Genomic DNA, 16,560 nt, shown 5'->3' on the forward strand with positions numbered 1-16,560 from the left:
GCCGAGGCTACCCTTTTTAATCAATCACACAAAAAGCCTGGCTTAGCCGCCGAACTTCTTGCGGATCTGCTGGACGGTGCGCAGCTGAGCTGCAGCCTCGGCCAGACGTGCGGCAGCGGAACCGTAGTCGAACTCCCCGCCTCTGTCGTGCAGAGCCTTCTCGGCAGCCTTGACGGCTTCCAGAGCGGAGGCTTCGTCCAGGTCGGCAGCACGTTGCACGGTGTCGGCAAGAACCTTGACCATGTTCGGCTGAACCTCGAGGTAACCACCGGAGATGTAATACACCTCGGCTTCCCCACCCTGCTTGATCAGGCGGATCGGGCCCGGCTTCAGTTCAGTGATCAGCGGAGCGTGACCTAGAGCGATACCAAGATCACCCAGGCTGCCGTGCGCGACCACCATCTCGACCAGACCGGAGAAGATTTCTCCTTCCGCGCTGACGATATCGCAATGGACTGTCATAGCCATCTGATTGCCTCACCCTAAATTAGCGCCCGTTGCCGGGCGCCGGGATTACAGTTTTTTGGCTTTCTCGATCGCTTCTTCGATGCCGCCGACCATGTAGAACGCTTGTTCTGGCAGGTGGTCGTAGTCACCGTTGAGGATGCCTTTGAAGCCAGCAATGGTGTCTTTCAGGGAAACGTATTTACCCGAAGCACCGGTGAAGACTTCAGCCACGAAGAACGGCTGCGACAAGAAGCGCTGGATCTTACGAGCACGGTTTACCAACTGCTTGTCGGCTTCCGACAGCTCGTCCATACCCAGGATCGCAATGATGTCCTTCAGTTCTTTGTAACGCTGCAGAACATACTGTACGCCGCGAGCGGTGTCGTAGTGGTCCTGGCCGATCACGTTCGGGTCCAGCTGGCGCGAAGTCGAGTCCAGTGGATCGACCGCTGGGTAGATACCCAGGGAAGCGATGTCACGGGACAGTACGACGGTGGCGTCCAAGTGGGCGAAGGTGGTCGCAGGCGACGGGTCGGTCAAGTCATCCGCAGGTACGTATACCGCCTGGATCGAGGTGATCGAACCTTCCTTGGTGGAAGTGATGCGCTCTTGCAGCACGCCCATCTCTTCAGCCAGGGTAGGCTGGTAACCTACTGCAGAAGGCATACGGCCCAGCAGTGCGGATACTTCAGTACCGGCGAGGGTGTAACGATAAATGTTGTCAACGAACAACAGTACGTCGTTACCTTCGTCACGGAACTTCTCGGCCATGGTCAGGCCGGTCAGTGCTACGCGCAGACGGTTACCCGGCGGCTCGTTCATCTGACCGTAAACCAGTGCCACTTTGTCCAGAACGTTGGAATCCTTCATCTCGTGGTAGAAGTCGTTACCCTCACGAGTACGCTCACCCACACCGGCGAACACGGAATAACCGCTGTGCTCGATGGCGATGTTACGGATCAGTTCCATCATGTTTACGGTTTTGCCTACACCGGCACCACCGAACAGACCGACTTTACCACCCTTGGCGAACGGGCAAACCAGGTCGATAACCTTGATGCCGGTTTCCAGCAGGTCGTTGCCGCCCGCCTGTTCAGCGAAGGACGGCGCAGGACGGTGAATGCCCCAGCGTTCTTCGGTGGCGATCGGGCCAGCTTCGTCGATCGGGTTGCCCAGTACGTCCATGATCCGGCCCAGAGTCGCTTTACCGACCGGTACGGAAATGGCTGCGCCAGAGTCGGTAACACCCAGGCCACGTTTCAGGCCTTCGGTGGAACCCATCGCAATGGTACGAACCACGCCGTCGCCCAGCTGTTGCTGAACTTCAAGAGTGGTCTCCGCGCCTTGTACACTCAGCGCGTTGTAGATGCTCGGTACGCTGTCGCGTGGAAATTCCACGTCGATAACGGCGCCGATGATTTGAACGATACGTCCGCTACTCATAGCTGGATCCTCTGAATATTTGAACCGTTAAACCGCGGCAGCGCCGCCGACGATTTCCGAGATCTCTTGGGTGATCGCAGCCTGACGCGCCTTGTTGTAGATCAGCTGCAAATCGCTGATCAAATCACCGGCGTTGTCGGTAGCGTTCTTCATTGCGATCATCCGCGCGGCTTGTTCAGCTGCGTTGTTCTCGACCACCGCCTGGTACACCTGCGACTCCACGTAGCGGACCATCAAGCCGTCAAGCAGCTCCTTGGCGTCCGGTTCGTAGAGATAGTCCCAGTGGTGCTTGAGCTTCTGATCCTGGGTCGCCACCAGCGGAATCAACTGTTCCACCGTAGGTTGTTGCGTCATGGTGTTGATGAACTTGTTGGACACCACGGACAGGCGGTCAATACGGCCGTCCAGGTAGGCATCCAGCATCACCTTGACGCTGCCGATCAGATCATTGATCGACGGCTCTTCACCCAAGTGGCTGATAGCAGCGACGACGTTACCGCCGAAGTTGCGGAAAAATGCCGCACCTTTGCTGCCGACCACGCACAGATCGATCTCTACGCCGCGATCGCGGTTTACCGCCATGTCCTTGACCAAAGCCTTGAACAGGTTGGTATTCAAACCACCGCACAAACCACGGTCACTGCTCACGACGACATAACCGACGCGCTTGATTTCGCGGTCGATCATGAACGGGTGGCGATATTCCGGGTTGGCGTTGGCCAGATGACCGATAACCTGGCGGATGCGCTCCGCGTAGGGACGGCTAGCAGCCATGCGCATTTGTGCCTTGCGCATTTTGCTGACCGCCACTTTTTCCATGGCGCTGGTGATCTTTTGCGTGCTTTTGATGCTCGCAATCTTACTGCGAATCTCTTTTGCGCCTGCCATGTAACACCTATCAGGTTAGCAAGCGGGAGCCTCTCGGCCCCCGCTGCGGCTTACCAGGTTTGGGTGGCCTTGAACTTCTCGATACCGGCTTTGAGGCCAGCGTCGATTTCGTCATTGAAGTCACCCTTCACGTTGATCTTCGCCATCAAATCGGCGTGATCGCGGTTGAAGTAAGCAATCATGGCCTGCTCGAAGCTACCGATTTTTGGAATCTCGATGTCCACCAGGAAGCCACGTTCAGCGGCGTACAGGGACAGCGACATGTCGGCAATGGACATCGGCGCATATTGCTTCTGCTTCATCAGCTCGGTAACGCGCTGACCATGCTCAAGCTGCTTGCGAGTGGCTTCGTCCAGGTCAGAAGCGAACTGGGCGAATGCCGCCAGTTCACGGTACTGAGCCAGAGCGGTACGGATACCACCGGAAAGCTTCTTGATGATCTTGGTCTGAGCGGCACCACCCACACGGGATACCGAAACACCGGCGTTCACAGCCGGACGGATGCCGGAGTTGAACATGGCCGATTCCAGGAAGATCTGACCGTCGGTGATCGAAATCACGTTGGTCGGAACGAACGCGGAAACGTCGCCAGCCTGGGTTTCAATGATTGGCAGAGCGGTCAAGGAACCGGTCTTGCCAGTCACGGCACCGTTGGTGAACTTCTCTACGTACTCTTCCGAAACGCGGGATGCGCGCTCCAGTAGACGGGAGTGGAGATAGAACACGTCGCCTGGGTAGGCTTCACGGCCTGGTGGACGGCGCAGCAGCAGGGAAATCTGGCGGTAAGCCACTGCTTGCTTGGACAGATCGTCATAAACGATCAGCGCGTCTTCACCGCGATCGCGGAAGTATTCGCCCATGGTGCAACCGGAGTACGGTGCCAGGAATTGCAGCGCAGGAGATTCGGAAGCACTGGCAGCCACGATAATGGTGTTTGCCAGGGCGCCGTTTTCTTCCAGCTTGCGAACCACGTTGGCGATGGTCGATTGTTTCTGACCGATGGCTACGTAGACGCAGAAGATGCCGCTGTTTTTCTGGTTGATGATCGCGTCGATCGCCAGAGCGGTTTTACCGATCTGACGGTCACCGATGATCAGCTCACGCTGGCCACGGCCGACAGGAATCATGGCATCGACAGCCTTGTAGCCAGTCTGTACAGGCTGGTCTACCGACTTACGCCAGATCACGCCTGGAGCCACTTTCTCGACCGCGTCGGTCTCGGTGTGGTTCAGCGGACCTTTGCCGTCAACTGGGTTACCCAGTGCGTCGACTACGCGACCCAGCAGTTCCTTACCAACCGGAACTTCGAGGATGCGGCCAGTGCACTTGGCGCTCATGCCTTCAGCCAGAGACTGATAGGAGCCCAATACAACGGCGCCTACAGAGTCTTGCTCAAGGTTGAGGGCCATACCGAAGACGCCGCCCGGAAACTCGATCATCTCGCCGTACATTACGTCGGCCAGACCGTGAATCCGCACGATGCCGTCAGATACGCTGACGACAGTGCCTTCGTTACGGGCTTGGGAGGTCACATCGAGCTTGTCGATGCGGCCCTTGATAATTTCACTTATTTCGGAAGGATTGAGTTGCTGCATTGCTCTGCTGCCCCTTCAAACTCAAGATTTCAATGCTTCGGCAAGTTTCGCGAGTTTGCCGCGAATCGAGCCATCGATAACCAGGTCGCCGGCGCGAATGACAACACCCCCAATCAGGGATGAATCTTCCGCAACTTGCAGGCGCACTTCCCGGTCGAGTCGTGCACTGAGAACCTTGGCGAGTTTGTCTTGCTGTTCTTGGTTCAATGCAAAAGCACTGGTGACTTCAACGTCTACCGATTTCTCTTGTTCGGCCTTGTACAGGTCGAACAGAGCGGCGATCTCCGGCAGAAGCGGGAGACGGTCGTTTTCGGCAACGACGTGAATGAAGTTCTGCACTTTTCCATCAAACTTGTCGCCACACACGTCGATAAACGTGGTGGCCTTATCTGCGCTCGTCAGTCGCGGGGCCTTGAGCACGCGCTGCATAGTGTCGTCTTGCGACACTTCTGCAGCCAGGCCGAGCATGGCTGACCAAGAGGCCAGCTGCTTGTGGGACTGGGCGTGCTCGAAGGCTGCCTTAGCGTAAGGTCGGGCCAACGTGGTCAATTCTGCCATGATCGCCCTCGCTTAAATTTCAGCAGCCAGTTTGTTAACCAGCTCCGCGTGCGCGTTTTGATCGATTGTGGCACCCAGGATCTTCTCGGCACCGCCGACGGCCAGAGCACCCAGTTGGGCACGCAGCGCATCTTTGACACCATTCAGTTCCTGCTCGATCTCGGCCTGAGCCTGGACCTTCACACGGTCAGCGTCGATACGGGCTTTTTCAACAGCCTCTTCAACGATCTGGTTACCGCGTTTCTTGGCTTGCTCAATGATTTCAGCTGCCTGTGCTTTAGCATCGCGCAGTTGATGACCCGCTTTCTCTTGGGCCAACTCCAGGTCGCGAGCTGCACGGCTGGCAGCGTCCAGTCCATCCGCGATCTTCTTCTGACGTTCGTGCAAAGCCGCGATGACCGGAGGCCACACGAACTTCATGCAAAACAGTACAAAAATGAAGAACGCAACGGACTGGCCAATCAGGGTTGCATTAATGTTCACGCCAACACCTCGCTCGTTCGTTGTCCATCACCCTAATCAACTCGAAAATTCGAGTGATTAGCCAGCGAGTTGACCAACGAAGGGGTTCGCGAAGGTGAAGAACAGAGCGATACCAACGCCGATCATGGTTACGGCGTCGAGCAGACCGGCAACGATGAACATTTTGACTTGCAGCATTGGAACCATCTCTGGCTGACGCGCTGCGCCTTCCAGGAACTTGCCGCCCAACAGGCCGAAACCAATTGCGGTACCCAGTGCGCCCAGGCCGATCAACAGTGCAACAGCGATAGCGGTTAGACCAACTACAGTTTCCATCTTTCCTCCCGACTTTTACGTCGTATGGTTTAGGTTTTTTAATTTTTAAAGCGGTAAAACAAATCGTTTCATAGCCCTGTTCGGGCACCCTCTCGTTTGACCGAGAGGGACATCAGACCAGTCGAGACTGGTCTTAATGGTTTTCTTCGTGCGCCATCGACAGATAGACGATGGTCAGCATCATGAAGATAAACGCCTGCAGGGTGATGATCAGGATGTGGAACACAGCCCACGCCCACTGCAGAACTACGCCCAGGCCGCTAAGCCAGAGCAGACCGCTGCCGAACATCACGGCGATCAGAATGAAGACCAGCTCGCCGGCGTACATGTTGCCGAACAGACGCAGTGCCAGGGAGATTGGCTTGGCAACCAGCGTCACGAACTCCAGCAGGAAGTTCACCGGAATCAGCAGGGCCTGAACGAAGATGTTCTTGCTGCCGAACGGGTGCAGGGTCAGTTCGCCGATGAAACCGCCGATGCCCTTGACCTTGATGCTGTAGAAAATAATCAATGCGAACACAGACAGGGACATGCCCAGGGTGGCGTTCGGGTCAGTGGTCGGAACGGCACGGAAGACCAGATGCGGGTCGCCGGTAATGATGGCAGCCAGCTTTGGAATCCAGTCGACCGGTACCAGGTCGACGGCGTTCATCATGAAGACCCAGACAAAAATCGTCAGTGCCAATGGCGCGATCAACGGGTTGCGGCCATGAAAGGTATCTCTCACGCTGCTGTCGACGAACTCGATCAGGACTTCAACGAAGTTCTGCAGCGCGCCAGGTTGACCGGAGGTCGCCTTTTTCGCGGCCATGCGGAAAATCAGAATGAAGATCAGACCCAACGCAACAGACCAGCCGAGGGTATCGACGTGGAATGCCCAGAAGCCCATTTCTTTGGCCTCTGCTGCGGTGTGGGCAAAGCCCCAGCCACCGGTAGGTAGCTGACCGAAAGTCAGGTTCTGCAAGTGGTGCTGGATATAGCCCGAAGCGGTTTCTGCTGCCATGGTTGCCTCAAACGCCCTAAGGTCTCGAAAGTCTTGTTTTCATAAGCAGGGGTGCGAACCAGCTGACCAGTTGGGTCAGCACGAAGACACCGAATACAGCTAGCGGCGCCAGTGGCTTCACACCTGCAAACGTCAGTGCAAACAGCACCGCCGTCAAAATTAGTTTGCCCGCCTCGCCGGCATAAAATGACCGGACGATGGCTTGAGCTGCCCGGGCGCCGGAAAACCGAAATGCCCGATGAGCGAAATACGCGTTGGGCAGCAAGGCTATCAGGCCTCCGCAGAGTCCCGAGTACCCGGCTACGGCTCCATGCCAGTACCAGAGCGCCAAAGCGGCCAGTACCAAAACGACAAATTGAGCCAGTAGCACCGGAAATACGGCCAGACGATGGAACGGCAAGCGGTTTGGCGTGCGGCTCTCCATCGATATTGCTCCCCAAGATCGGCTGCCAGAACTCAATAATTTGGCATAATTTGTGCCGACAAAATGCGCGCAGAGTATAGGGGCGGTTCTGCCCCTATTCAACTGCCAGGTAGTGATTTCTAACTGCTGCTACATATGGAATTGTTTCAGCGGATGTGTGCGAGGACGCCTTGCAACTCATCGAGGGAGTTATAACCAATGACCAACTGCCCCTTGCCCTTCTTGCCATGGCGGATCTGCACCGCAGAGCCCAGGCGCTCGGCCAGACGCTGTTCGAGACGGGCGATATCCGGGTCAGGTTTGGCCGGTTCCGAGGGCTCGTGCTTGCCACTCAACCACTGGCGAACCAGGGCTTCGGTCTGGCGTACAGTGAGGCCACGTGCGACAACGTGTCGCGCCCCTTCGACTTGTTGATTTTCCGGCAAACCGAGCAATGCGCGAGCATGTCCCATCTCCAGGTCGCCGTGAGACAACATGGTCTTGATGACTTCCGGCAAGGCAATCAGCCGCAACAGGTTGGCCACGGTCACCCGGGATTTACCCACTGCTTCGGCAACTTGCTGCTGAGTCAGCTGGAATTCCTGCTGCAAGCGCTGCAGGGCGACCGCTTCCTCGATCGGATTGAGGTCTTCGCGCTGAATGTTCTCGATCAGCGCCATGGCGATGGCGGTTTCATCCGGGACATCGCGAACCATCGCCGGGATGGTTTCCTGGCCGGCCTGCTGGCTGGCACGCCAGCGGCGTTCACCGGCAATAATCTCAAAGCGACCAGCGCCGATCGGACGAACCACGATCGGTTGCATCACCCCTTGGGCCCTGATCGACTGAGCGAGCTCTTCGAGCGCCTGTGGGTCCATGTCACGACGCGGCTGGTATTTGCCACGTTGAATCAGGTCCAGTGGCAGATGCTGCAACTCACGCTCACTCGCCTGCACCGCTTGTTCTTCCAGCAGGCTGACAGTCGGACCACTCAACAGTGCATCCAGTCCACGTCCGAGACCTCGTTTCTTGACGGCCATGTGGACTCCTTAAGTTGCCTGAGCAGCGGCAGTGCGTGAGTTGCGACGTTGACGACGAACCAGCTCGCCCGCCAATGCCAGATAGGCGATCGCGCCACGCGATGATTTGTCGTACGCCAGCGCCGGCATGCCATAGCTCGGCGCTTCGGCCAAGCGGATGTTGCGTGGAATGACGGTGTCGTACAGCTGCTCGCCGAAGTGTTCCTTGAGCTGCGCCGAAACGTCGTTCATCAGGCTCAGCCGCGGGTCGTACATGGTCCGCAGCAGGCCTTCGACTTTCAGGTTCGGGTTCAGCAGTTCAGCGATTCGCTTGATGTTGTCCACAAGGTCGCTCAAACCTTCGAGTGCGAAGTACTCGCACTGCATGGGGATAATCACCCCGTCGGCGGCGACCAGAGCGTTGAGCGTGAGCATCGACAGCGACGGTGGACAATCGATCAAAATGTAATCGTAGTTTTCACGAATCGGCGCGAGGGCGCTGCGCAGACGGCTTTCCTTCATCTGCATTTCCAGCAGAACGACTTCTGCCGCTGTCAGATCGCGGTTGGCCGGCAACAGCTGATAACCGCCATGCTCGGAAAAGTGCATGGCTTGCGCCAGATCGCACTCGCCGATCAGCAGGTCATAGACCGAGTTTTCCAGGCCGTGTTTATCCACACCGCTACCCATGGTGGCGTTGCCCTGTGGATCAAGATCGATCAACAGCACCCGACGCTTGGTAGCGACCAGCGATGCTGCGAGGTTGATACAGGTGGTGGTCTTGCCCACACCACCCTTTTGGTTCGCAATCGCGAATACCTTAGCCATTCTTGCTTGTGTTCCCAATCATGCCGTGCGGCGCAGTATCAGCAGATGGCGTTGGCCTTGGCAACCAGGTACGGCCAAGGCGTGTGCGCTATCGAGGTGGAAGTCTGCCGGCAATGCTACCAGTTCATCCGCCGGATGCAGGCCTTTCATTGCCAACCAACGTGTATTGAGGTCGCCCAGGTGCCGCGTCCAGTTGCTGAAATCTTCCAGACTGCTGAACGCTCGGGAGACGATCCCGGTGAAGGGTAGTTCAGGATGGAAGGCTTCGACCCGACTGTGGATAACTTGCAGGTTATCCAGCTTGAGTTCGAGTTTGACCTGGGTCAGGAAGCGGGTTTTCTTGCCGTTGCTGTCCAGAACCGTCACTTGCGAGTCGGGAAACAGGATCGCCAACGGAATCCCCGGCATACCGCCGCCGCTGCCAACGTCCAGCCATCGACCATTCTCGATGAAGGACATGACACTCAGGCTGTCGAGCAAATGCCGCGAAACCATTTCGTCAGGGTCGCGCACCGCCGTGAGGTTGTACGCCTTGTTCCATTTGATCAACAGGGCCAGATACGCCAGCAACTGGGCGTGCTGGCTTTCTGTCAGGGTGACACCGAGCTGGCGAGCACCTGTGGATAACTCTTCGGCATGTTGCGAGGTGACCAACGAACTCAAGCGCTTTGCTCCAACTGACGGCCCGCGCCGCGTTTTTTCAAATGAATCATCAACAGGGAAATCGCCGCCGGCGTGACACCGGGAATCCGCGAAGCCTGGCCCAGCGTCTCAGGGCGAGTTATCCCCAACTTGCTCTGAATCTCTTTCGAGAGACCGGAGATGTTCGTGTAATCGATATCCACAGGCAACTTGGTGTCTTCACTGGCCCGCAGACGAGCGATCTCGTCCTGCTGACGATCAATGTAACCGGCATACTTGGTTTTGATTTCGACCTGTTCTGCAACCTGTGGATCGATTGCGCCGTCACCGGTGACCGCAATCAGCCCAGCGTAGTCGATTTCCGGACGCGTCAGCAGGTTCAACAGGTTGTATTCGTGAGTCAGCGGCGTGCCGAATTTTTCGGCAATCGCATCGCCCTGCTCGGTGCCCGGGCGAACCCAGGTACTTTTCAGACGTTGTTCTTCCAGCTCGATGCTTTCGCGTTTGGTACAGAAAGCGGCCCAACGCGCGTCATCCACCAGGCCCAATTCACGACCTTTTTCGGTCAGACGCAGATCAGCGTTGTCTTCGCGCAGGATCAGCCGGTACTCGGCGCGGGAAGTGAACATCCGGTACGGTTCTTGAGTCCCGAGGGTGATCAGGTCGTCGACCAACACCCCGATGTACGCCTCATCCCGACGTGGACACCAGCTGTCTTTGCCTTGTGCACGCAGTGCGGCGTTGGTTCCGGCCAGCAAACCCTGGGCGCCAGCTTCTTCGTAACCGGTGGTGCCGTTGATTTGTCCGGCAAAGAACAAACCACCGATCACCTTGGTTTCCAGGCTGTACTTCAGATCCCGCGGATCGAAGTAATCGTATTCGATGGCGTAGCCAGGACGAACGATATGCGCGTTTTCCATCCCGCGAATCGACTGCACGATCTGGATCTGCACGTCGAACGGCAAGGAAGTGGAAATCCCGTTCGGGTACAGCTCGTGAGTAGTCAAGCCTTCCGGTTCGATGAAGACCTGATGACTTTCCTTGTCGGCAAAGCGGTGGATCTTGTCTTCGATCGAAGGGCAGTAACGCGGGCCGATACCTTCGATGACCCCGGAATACATCGGCGAACGATCGAGGTTCGCGGCAATGATTTCGTGGGTTCGGGCATTGGTATGGGTAATCCAGCAGCTGACTTGCGCAGGATGCTGTTCCTTGGAACCGAGGAACGACATCACTGGAATCGGCGTGTCGCCTGGTTGCTCGGTCATCACCGAGAAATCCACAGAACGACCATCGATTCGCGGCGGCGTGCCGGTTTTCAGACGCCCTACCCGTAAAGGCAGTTCGCGCAGACGTTGTGCCAGGGCAATCGAAGGTGGATCACCCGCTCGGCCACCGGAATAGTTCTGCATCCCGATGTGGATAAGTCCACCGAGGAAGGTACCGGTGGTCAATACCACCGAGTCGGCAAGGATTCGCAGGCCCATCTGGGTCACAACGCCGCGGACTTGATCCTGTTCAACGATCAGGTCATCGCAGGCTTGCTGAAATATCCACAGGTTGGGCTGATTCTCGAGGATTTCGCGAACCGCCGCCTTGTAGAGAACCCGGTCGGCCTGAGCACGTGTAGCGCGCACGGCCGGGCCTTTGCGGCTGTTCAGTACGCGAAACTGAATACCGCCTTTGTCAGTAGCCATGGCCATCGCGCCGCCAAGGGCGTCGATCTCCTTGACCAAATGGCTTTTGCCAATGCCGCCAATCGCTGGATTGCAGCTCATTTGCCCGAGGGTTTCCACGTTATGCGTAAGCAGCAGGGTTTTCACTCCCATGCGTGCTGACGCTAGTGCTGCCTCGGTACCGGCATGACCGCCGCCGATGACGATCACTTCAAAACGGGAAGGGAAATCCACCACGCACCTCGTGCCTGCTTCTGAATGGGTAAAAAGGAATGGGTTATTAGGCTAGGCGGCAAGTATAGGGACTTCGCCTCCCCTAAAGAACCCTTTGCACAAAATTTAACCAGCTGTGGATAATCACGGATAATAGAAATTAAAAGAGAGAAAAGTATTAAAGCTTTGTTTTTATGTTTATTTATACAGAGGCTGTTTTCTGTGGATAGATCTCTGTACACCTTTAAATTCAATGTGTAGAGCGGTTCAAAAGTCTGTGGTCATGTGGTCATGAGGCCCTTGGATAACCGGTTTAAGCCTGTGGGTAAAAGTGGTGCTTATCCACAGGCGGGGTTTTCCTCAGTTTTGAGGCCCTGTTATCAACTGGGCCTAAGGGCAGTTATTCACAGGGCTTAATCCACAGAAAAAACCAGGGCAGGGCAAATCCCGGGTACAGAAAATCCGCCGAGGTCGATAAATTCCACCAGGCAGTTCAGAAAAAGGATCAGGAAGGAGGAGAACAGACAGGCCCCAATGGCCTGCCTGTGGACAACAGAAGGTTATTTGCCGATGCAGAAACTGGAAAAGATCCGTCCGAGCAGATCATCAGAGCTGAATGCCCCGGTAATCTCGCCCAAAGACTGCTGCGCCTGACGCAAATCTTCGGCCAGCAGCTCACCAGCGCCGGCAAGGGTCAATTGGGCACGACCATGCTCAAGTGAGGTGCTGGCATGACGCAGGGCTTCCAGGTGGCGTCGGCGAGCGCTGAAGCTGCTTTCCGAGGTCTGTTCATAGCCCATGCAGGCTTTGAGGTGGTCCCGCAGCAACTCCAGGCCTTCGCCGGCGGACCTGGCGCTGAGGCTGATCGTCACATGGCCATCCTCACTGACTTCCAGGGCAATCGCCTCGCCGGTAAGGTCAGCCTTGTTGCGGATCAGGGTCACCTTGGCCGGATCCGGTCGCTGCTCGAGGAATTCCGGCCACAGGGCAAACGGATCCAGGGCTTCAGGGGCCGTTGCATCGACCACCAGCAAGACCCGATCAGCCTCGCCAATGGCCTTGAGCGCCCGTTCGACGCCAATTTTTTCAACCTGGTCATCGGTATCGCGCAAACCCGCGGTGTCGACCACATGCAACGGCATGCCGTCGATGTGGATATGTTCGCGGAGGATATCCCGGGTAGTCCCGGCAATTTCCGTAACAATTGCCGCCTCACGACCGGCCAGGGCGTTGAGCAGACTGGACTTGCCGGCATTCGGCCGACCGGCGATCACCACGGTCATCCCGTCGCGGAGCAATGCCCCCTGCCCGGCTTCACGCAACACGGTGGATAACTCTTCGCGCACGTTATCGAGCATCTTCAGGACATGCCCATCCGCCAGGAAGTCGATTTCTTCCTCCGGAAAGTCGATCGCCGCCTCGACATAGATGCGCAGACTGATGAGTTTTTCGGTCAGGTTATGCACACGCTGGGAAAAAGCCCCTTGCAGCGAGCGCAGCGCATTGCGCGCGGCCTGTGCCGAACTGGCTTCAATCAGGTCGGCAATGGCTTCGGCCTGAGCCAGGTCGAGCTTATCGTTGAGGAACGCGCGCTCGCTGAATTCCCCCGGGCGCGCCAGTCGACAGCCCAATTGCAGACAGCGCTGCAGCAACATATCGAGCACGATCGGACCGCCATGGCCCTGAAGTTCAAGCACGTCTTCGCCGGTAAATGAATTCGGCCCCGGGAAATACAGAGCAATCCCTTCGTCGAGGACGTCATCGTGCTCACTGAAAAACGGACCGTAATGGGCATAACGCGGTTTCAGTTCACGGCCGCTGATGGCTTTCGCTGCGACACTTGCGAGCGGCCCGGAGATACGGACGATGCCCACGCCGCCGCGACCTTGAGCGGTCGCGACGGCGGCGATGGTTTCACGAGGGACATTCATAAACCAATATCCAGACAAAAGTGACAGATAGCAAAACGCCCCACTAGGGGGCGTTTTGAGTGGTTATCCACAGAGTAGATCAGGCCGTTGCTTTCGCCGCCGCCTCAATCTTACGCGTGATGTACCACTGTTGGGCGATCGACAAAACGTTGTTCACTACCCAGTACAGCACCAGACCAGCCGGGAACCACAGGAAGAAGAAGGTGAAGATGATTGGCATCATTTTCATGACCTTCGCCTGCATCGGATCCGGAGGAGTCGGGTTCAGCTGCTGCTGGATGAACATGGTTGCACCCATGATGATCGGCAGAATGAAGAACGGATCCTTGATCGACAGGTCAGTAATCCACAGCATGAACGGCGCCTGACGCATTTCCACGCTTTCCAGGAGAACCCAGTACAGCGAGAGGAAAACCGGCATTTGCACAAGAATCGGCAAGCATCCACCCAGCGGGTTGATCTTCTCTTTCTTGTACAGCTCCATCATCGACTGCGACATTTTCTGCCGATCGTCGCCATGTTGCTCTTTCAGAGCCGCCAGTTTCGGCGCCACTGCACGCATACGGGCCATGGATTTGTAGCTGGCTGCCGACAGCGGGAAGAAGATCCCTTTGATCAGCATGGTCAGGAAGATGATCGACCAGCCCCAGTTACCGACCAGCGCGTGGATATTTTGCAGCAACCAGAAGATCGGCTGGGCAATGAACCACAGAATGCCGTAGTCGACGGTCAGTTCCAGACCTGGGGACAACTCTTTGAGTATGTCCTGGCTTTTCGGACCGGCGTAAAGCGTAGCGGTGGTTTCAGCCTTGGCACCTGGCGCAACGGTCAACGCAGGGCCGGTGTAACCAATGATGTAGTTGCCTTTGCTGTCTTTACGGGTCTGGACGAGATTGTTTTCGCCCTTGGCCGGAATCCACGCGGTCACAAAATAGTGCTGCAACCAGGCAACCCAGCCACCTTGAACGGTTTCTTTCAGCGAGGCCTTGTCCATGTCACCCATCGACACTTTCTTGTACGGCTCGTTACTTGTCCACAGAGCGGCGCCCAGATAAGTCGCGGTGCCGGTGGCAGTGCTGGAAGAAGGATCGGAACTGGCATCGCGCTTCAATTGCGCGAACATTGCACCGGACCAGGGCTGAGCGCTCTGGTTGTCGATGATGTAGGAAACACCTACATCATAATTACCGCGTTGCAAGGTGAAACGCTTGATGTAGTTGACGCCGTCCTTGCTGAACTTCAGGTCCACGACCAATTGGTCCTGACCCTCAGCCAGTTGATAAGTCTTCTTCTCGGACGAGAACACCGGGCGACCCGCTGGACTGGCATCCGGTCCATTGGTGCCGATCAGACCGCTTTGCGCAAGGTAGGTCCGTTCATTGCCGTTGTCGAACAGCTGGAATGGAATTTCCGGGTGATCCTGACGACGAGGATAAAGCGGCAGCTTCAGCTGGGCGATATCACCACCTTGTGGATCGACAGCCAGATCGAGCACATCCGTTTTGATCTGGATGAGATCTTTGCTTGCAGCGACCAGTGCTTCGGCGGGTGCACTGGTATCGCTTGCCGCGCGAGGAATGTCGTCACTGACGGAAGCTTTAGTACCAGTCGCCGTTTCCGGTAGGCCCGGAGCGGTAGAGCTGGCGGCAACATTCTGAGTCGGCAGGGCAGCCTGGCCATAGTCCTGGTTCCATTTAAGGACCATAACGTAGGACACGATTGCCAGGGCGACGATCAGGATCGTGCGTTTAATATCCATGATTACTCGGCCATCGAAGAAGAACGGGAGGTAGGGATAGATGGAACCGGGTCATAACCACCGGGATTCCACGGATGACAGCGACCTAAACGACGAAAGGCCAGCCAGCCACCGCGCAGAAGGCCATGATTTTCTATGGCTTCATACGCGTAGCAGGAACAACTGGGGTAGAAACGACAGTGACTGGCCATCAGAGGACTAATGGCATAGCGATAAAACTGGATCGGTACGAGTGCCAGTTTACGCATCGGGACTGTCTACCCCTACAGTTTCGGTTTTGACTGCTGGTACCGGCGAGCTGCGTGCCAGACGCTTCCAGAGTTTGCCGAAATGCTGAATCAATTCGGGGTTTTCTACGTCACCCAAACCTTTGCGCGCGACGATAACGATGTCCCAACCGACCAGAGAATCCTGGTGGAGGCGAAACGATTCGCGCATCAGACGTTTGAGGCGATTGCGCTCAACGGAGAGCTTTACGCTCTTTTTCCCGATCACTAACCCCAATCGGGGGTGATCAAGATCGTTGTTTCGCGCAAGGAGCAGGAGATTTTTCCCCGGAACCTTGCCGGTGGGGGAGTCAAAGACTGCCTTGAAATGCCGGGGAGTCAGCAAACGCTTTTCCCGACTGAAGTCCTGACTCACCACCAGTACCGGATTATCAAACTGCCAGACGCGCACGACCTTTGGCGCGGCGACGCGACAGGACTGCGCGGCCGTTCTTGGTAGCCATGCGAGCACGGAAGCCGTGAGTACGGGCGCGTTTGATGGTGCTTGGTTGGAAAGTACGTTTCATGTCGTGTTACCTGGTTCGTCCACAACGGGCCGGAATGGCCCCCGTTTTAAGAGACCGGCGATTCTAGAGAAAGCAAGCCTCTAGGTCAATTTCCAACCAGCGTTTCCTTCAATTAGATCTCTGAGGGTGTTGGCCGTCTGACGGGGATCGCTAGATATAGAAATAAAGAAGGGAATTATTTAAAGCTTTTCTGTAAAGCTTATAAAAGCTAGGGCCGGCATCTTCTGTGGATAAGTGCCTTAAGGCCATCTAGACCGTACTGTACAGAGAATGACAACTAGGCTGGAAAACGGTGTTCAGCCTGTGCTGCGCTATCGGATAAGCTGTGTGTGAAAGGGCCTGTTATCCACAGGCAGGTTATCCACCGAGTTTGCCCCCCACTTGTACAACGAGCTTAGGTGGGCTTATCCACAGGGCTTATCCACATACCATTGGTCGTGTTTTTTTCACTTAAGGCGTTGATTCTTCGTGCTCTCTGAACAACCTACATGTGGATAAGTGGACGCTCGGTCGCTACAATGGCGGTTGTTTTTGCCTCACCGGCTTTCAACTTAGGGGATATCC

At 56.4% G+C, this 16,560-nt stretch carries 18 protein-coding genes; all 18 read right to left on the minus strand.

Annotated features, from left to right (window positions below):
* Positions 1 to 42 precede the first annotated feature (42 nt).
* Positions 43 to 468, minus strand: coding sequence for a F0F1 ATP synthase subunit epsilon (locus AC3IUA_RS30460; RefSeq protein WP_489358475.1), 426 nt, complete (start codon positions 466 to 468; stop codon positions 43 to 45).
* A 45-nt stretch (positions 469 to 513) separates the two neighbouring features.
* On the minus strand, positions 514 to 1,890 hold the full coding sequence (gene atpD, locus AC3IUA_RS30465) for a F0F1 ATP synthase subunit beta (protein ID WP_489358476.1): 1,377 nt from the start codon (positions 1,888 to 1,890) through the stop codon (positions 514 to 516).
* Positions 1,891 to 1,917: 27 nt separating this feature from the next.
* Positions 1,918 to 2,778: a F0F1 ATP synthase subunit gamma gene (gene atpG / locus AC3IUA_RS30470; RefSeq protein ID WP_489358477.1), complete on the minus strand. Its 861-nt coding sequence runs from the start codon at positions 2,776 to 2,778 to the stop codon at positions 1,918 to 1,920.
* Between the two features lie 50 nt (positions 2,779 to 2,828).
* On the minus strand, positions 2,829 to 4,373 hold the full coding sequence (atpA, locus tag AC3IUA_RS30475; protein ID WP_489358478.1) for a F0F1 ATP synthase subunit alpha: 1,545 nt from the start codon (positions 4,371 to 4,373) through the stop codon (positions 2,829 to 2,831).
* 21 nt (positions 4,374 to 4,394) lie between these two features.
* Entirely contained in the window at positions 4,395 to 4,931 is a 537-nt protein-coding gene (locus AC3IUA_RS30480) for a F0F1 ATP synthase subunit delta (RefSeq protein ID WP_489358479.1), read from the minus strand.
* A gap of 12 nt (positions 4,932 to 4,943) precedes the next feature.
* On the minus strand, positions 4,944 to 5,414 hold the full coding sequence (locus AC3IUA_RS30485) for a F0F1 ATP synthase subunit B (RefSeq protein ID WP_489358480.1): 471 nt from the start codon (positions 5,412 to 5,414) through the stop codon (positions 4,944 to 4,946).
* Positions 5,415 to 5,471: 57 nt separating this feature from the next.
* A complete protein-coding gene (gene atpE, locus AC3IUA_RS30490) occupies positions 5,472 to 5,729 on the minus strand; it encodes a F0F1 ATP synthase subunit C (protein WP_002555987.1) in 258 nt (85 codons plus the stop codon).
* Positions 5,730 to 5,862: 133 nt separating this feature from the next.
* The gene (gene atpB, locus AC3IUA_RS30495) at positions 5,863 to 6,732 is read right to left on the minus strand and encodes a F0F1 ATP synthase subunit A (RefSeq protein ID WP_489358481.1); all 870 of its coding nucleotides are present in this window, start codon (positions 6,730 to 6,732) and stop codon (positions 5,863 to 5,865) included.
* 16 nt (positions 6,733 to 6,748) lie between these two features.
* Positions 6,749 to 7,156 (minus strand): F0F1 ATP synthase subunit I, encoded by a 408-nt coding sequence (locus AC3IUA_RS30500; RefSeq protein WP_489358482.1) that lies wholly within the window; start codon positions 7,154 to 7,156, stop codon positions 6,749 to 6,751.
* Between the two features lie 146 nt (positions 7,157 to 7,302).
* Positions 7,303 to 8,175, minus strand: a complete 873-nt coding sequence (locus AC3IUA_RS30505) for a ParB/RepB/Spo0J family partition protein (RefSeq protein ID WP_489358483.1) — start codon at positions 8,173 to 8,175, stop codon at positions 7,303 to 7,305.
* 9 nt (positions 8,176 to 8,184) lie between these two features.
* Complete coding sequence (locus tag AC3IUA_RS30510; RefSeq protein WP_489358484.1) at positions 8,185 to 8,982, minus strand: ParA family protein; 798 nt, start codon at positions 8,980 to 8,982, stop codon at positions 8,185 to 8,187.
* Between the two features lie 18 nt (positions 8,983 to 9,000).
* On the minus strand, positions 9,001 to 9,645 hold the full coding sequence (rsmG, locus tag AC3IUA_RS30515) for a 16S rRNA (guanine(527)-N(7))-methyltransferase RsmG (protein WP_489358485.1): 645 nt from the start codon (positions 9,643 to 9,645) through the stop codon (positions 9,001 to 9,003).
* Positions 9,642 to 11,534: a tRNA uridine-5-carboxymethylaminomethyl(34) synthesis enzyme MnmG gene (gene mnmG / locus AC3IUA_RS30520; RefSeq protein WP_489358486.1), complete on the minus strand. Its 1,893-nt coding sequence runs from the start codon at positions 11,532 to 11,534 to the stop codon at positions 9,642 to 9,644. Before mnmG ends, rsmG begins: the two co-directional genes overlap by 4 nt.
* Before the next feature lie 539 nt (positions 11,535 to 12,073).
* Complete coding sequence (gene mnmE / locus AC3IUA_RS30525) at positions 12,074 to 13,444, minus strand: tRNA uridine-5-carboxymethylaminomethyl(34) synthesis GTPase MnmE (protein ID WP_489358487.1); 1,371 nt, start codon at positions 13,442 to 13,444, stop codon at positions 12,074 to 12,076.
* A 79-nt stretch (positions 13,445 to 13,523) separates the two neighbouring features.
* A complete protein-coding gene (yidC, locus tag AC3IUA_RS30530) occupies positions 13,524 to 15,203 on the minus strand; it encodes a membrane protein insertase YidC (RefSeq protein ID WP_489358488.1) in 1,680 nt (559 codons plus the stop codon).
* Positions 15,204 to 15,205: 2 nt separating this feature from the next.
* On the minus strand, positions 15,206 to 15,451 hold the full coding sequence (gene yidD, locus AC3IUA_RS30535) for a membrane protein insertion efficiency factor YidD (protein ID WP_074872215.1): 246 nt from the start codon (positions 15,449 to 15,451) through the stop codon (positions 15,206 to 15,208).
* Positions 15,444 to 15,845 (minus strand): ribonuclease P protein component, encoded by a 402-nt coding sequence (gene rnpA / locus AC3IUA_RS30540; RefSeq protein WP_197678881.1) that lies wholly within the window; start codon positions 15,843 to 15,845, stop codon positions 15,444 to 15,446. The genes yidD and rnpA overlap by 8 nt, the downstream gene beginning before the upstream one ends.
* Positions 15,846 to 15,861: 16 nt before the next feature.
* Positions 15,862 to 15,996 carry a 50S ribosomal protein L34 gene (gene rpmH, locus AC3IUA_RS30545; protein ID WP_003213577.1) on the minus strand — a complete coding sequence of 45 codons (135 nt, stop codon included), beginning with the start codon at positions 15,994 to 15,996 and terminating at the stop codon, positions 15,862 to 15,864.
* Positions 15,997 to 16,560 lie beyond the last annotated feature (564 nt).

It is taken from the genome of Pseudomonas sp. KH_050 (assembly GCF_057838875.1).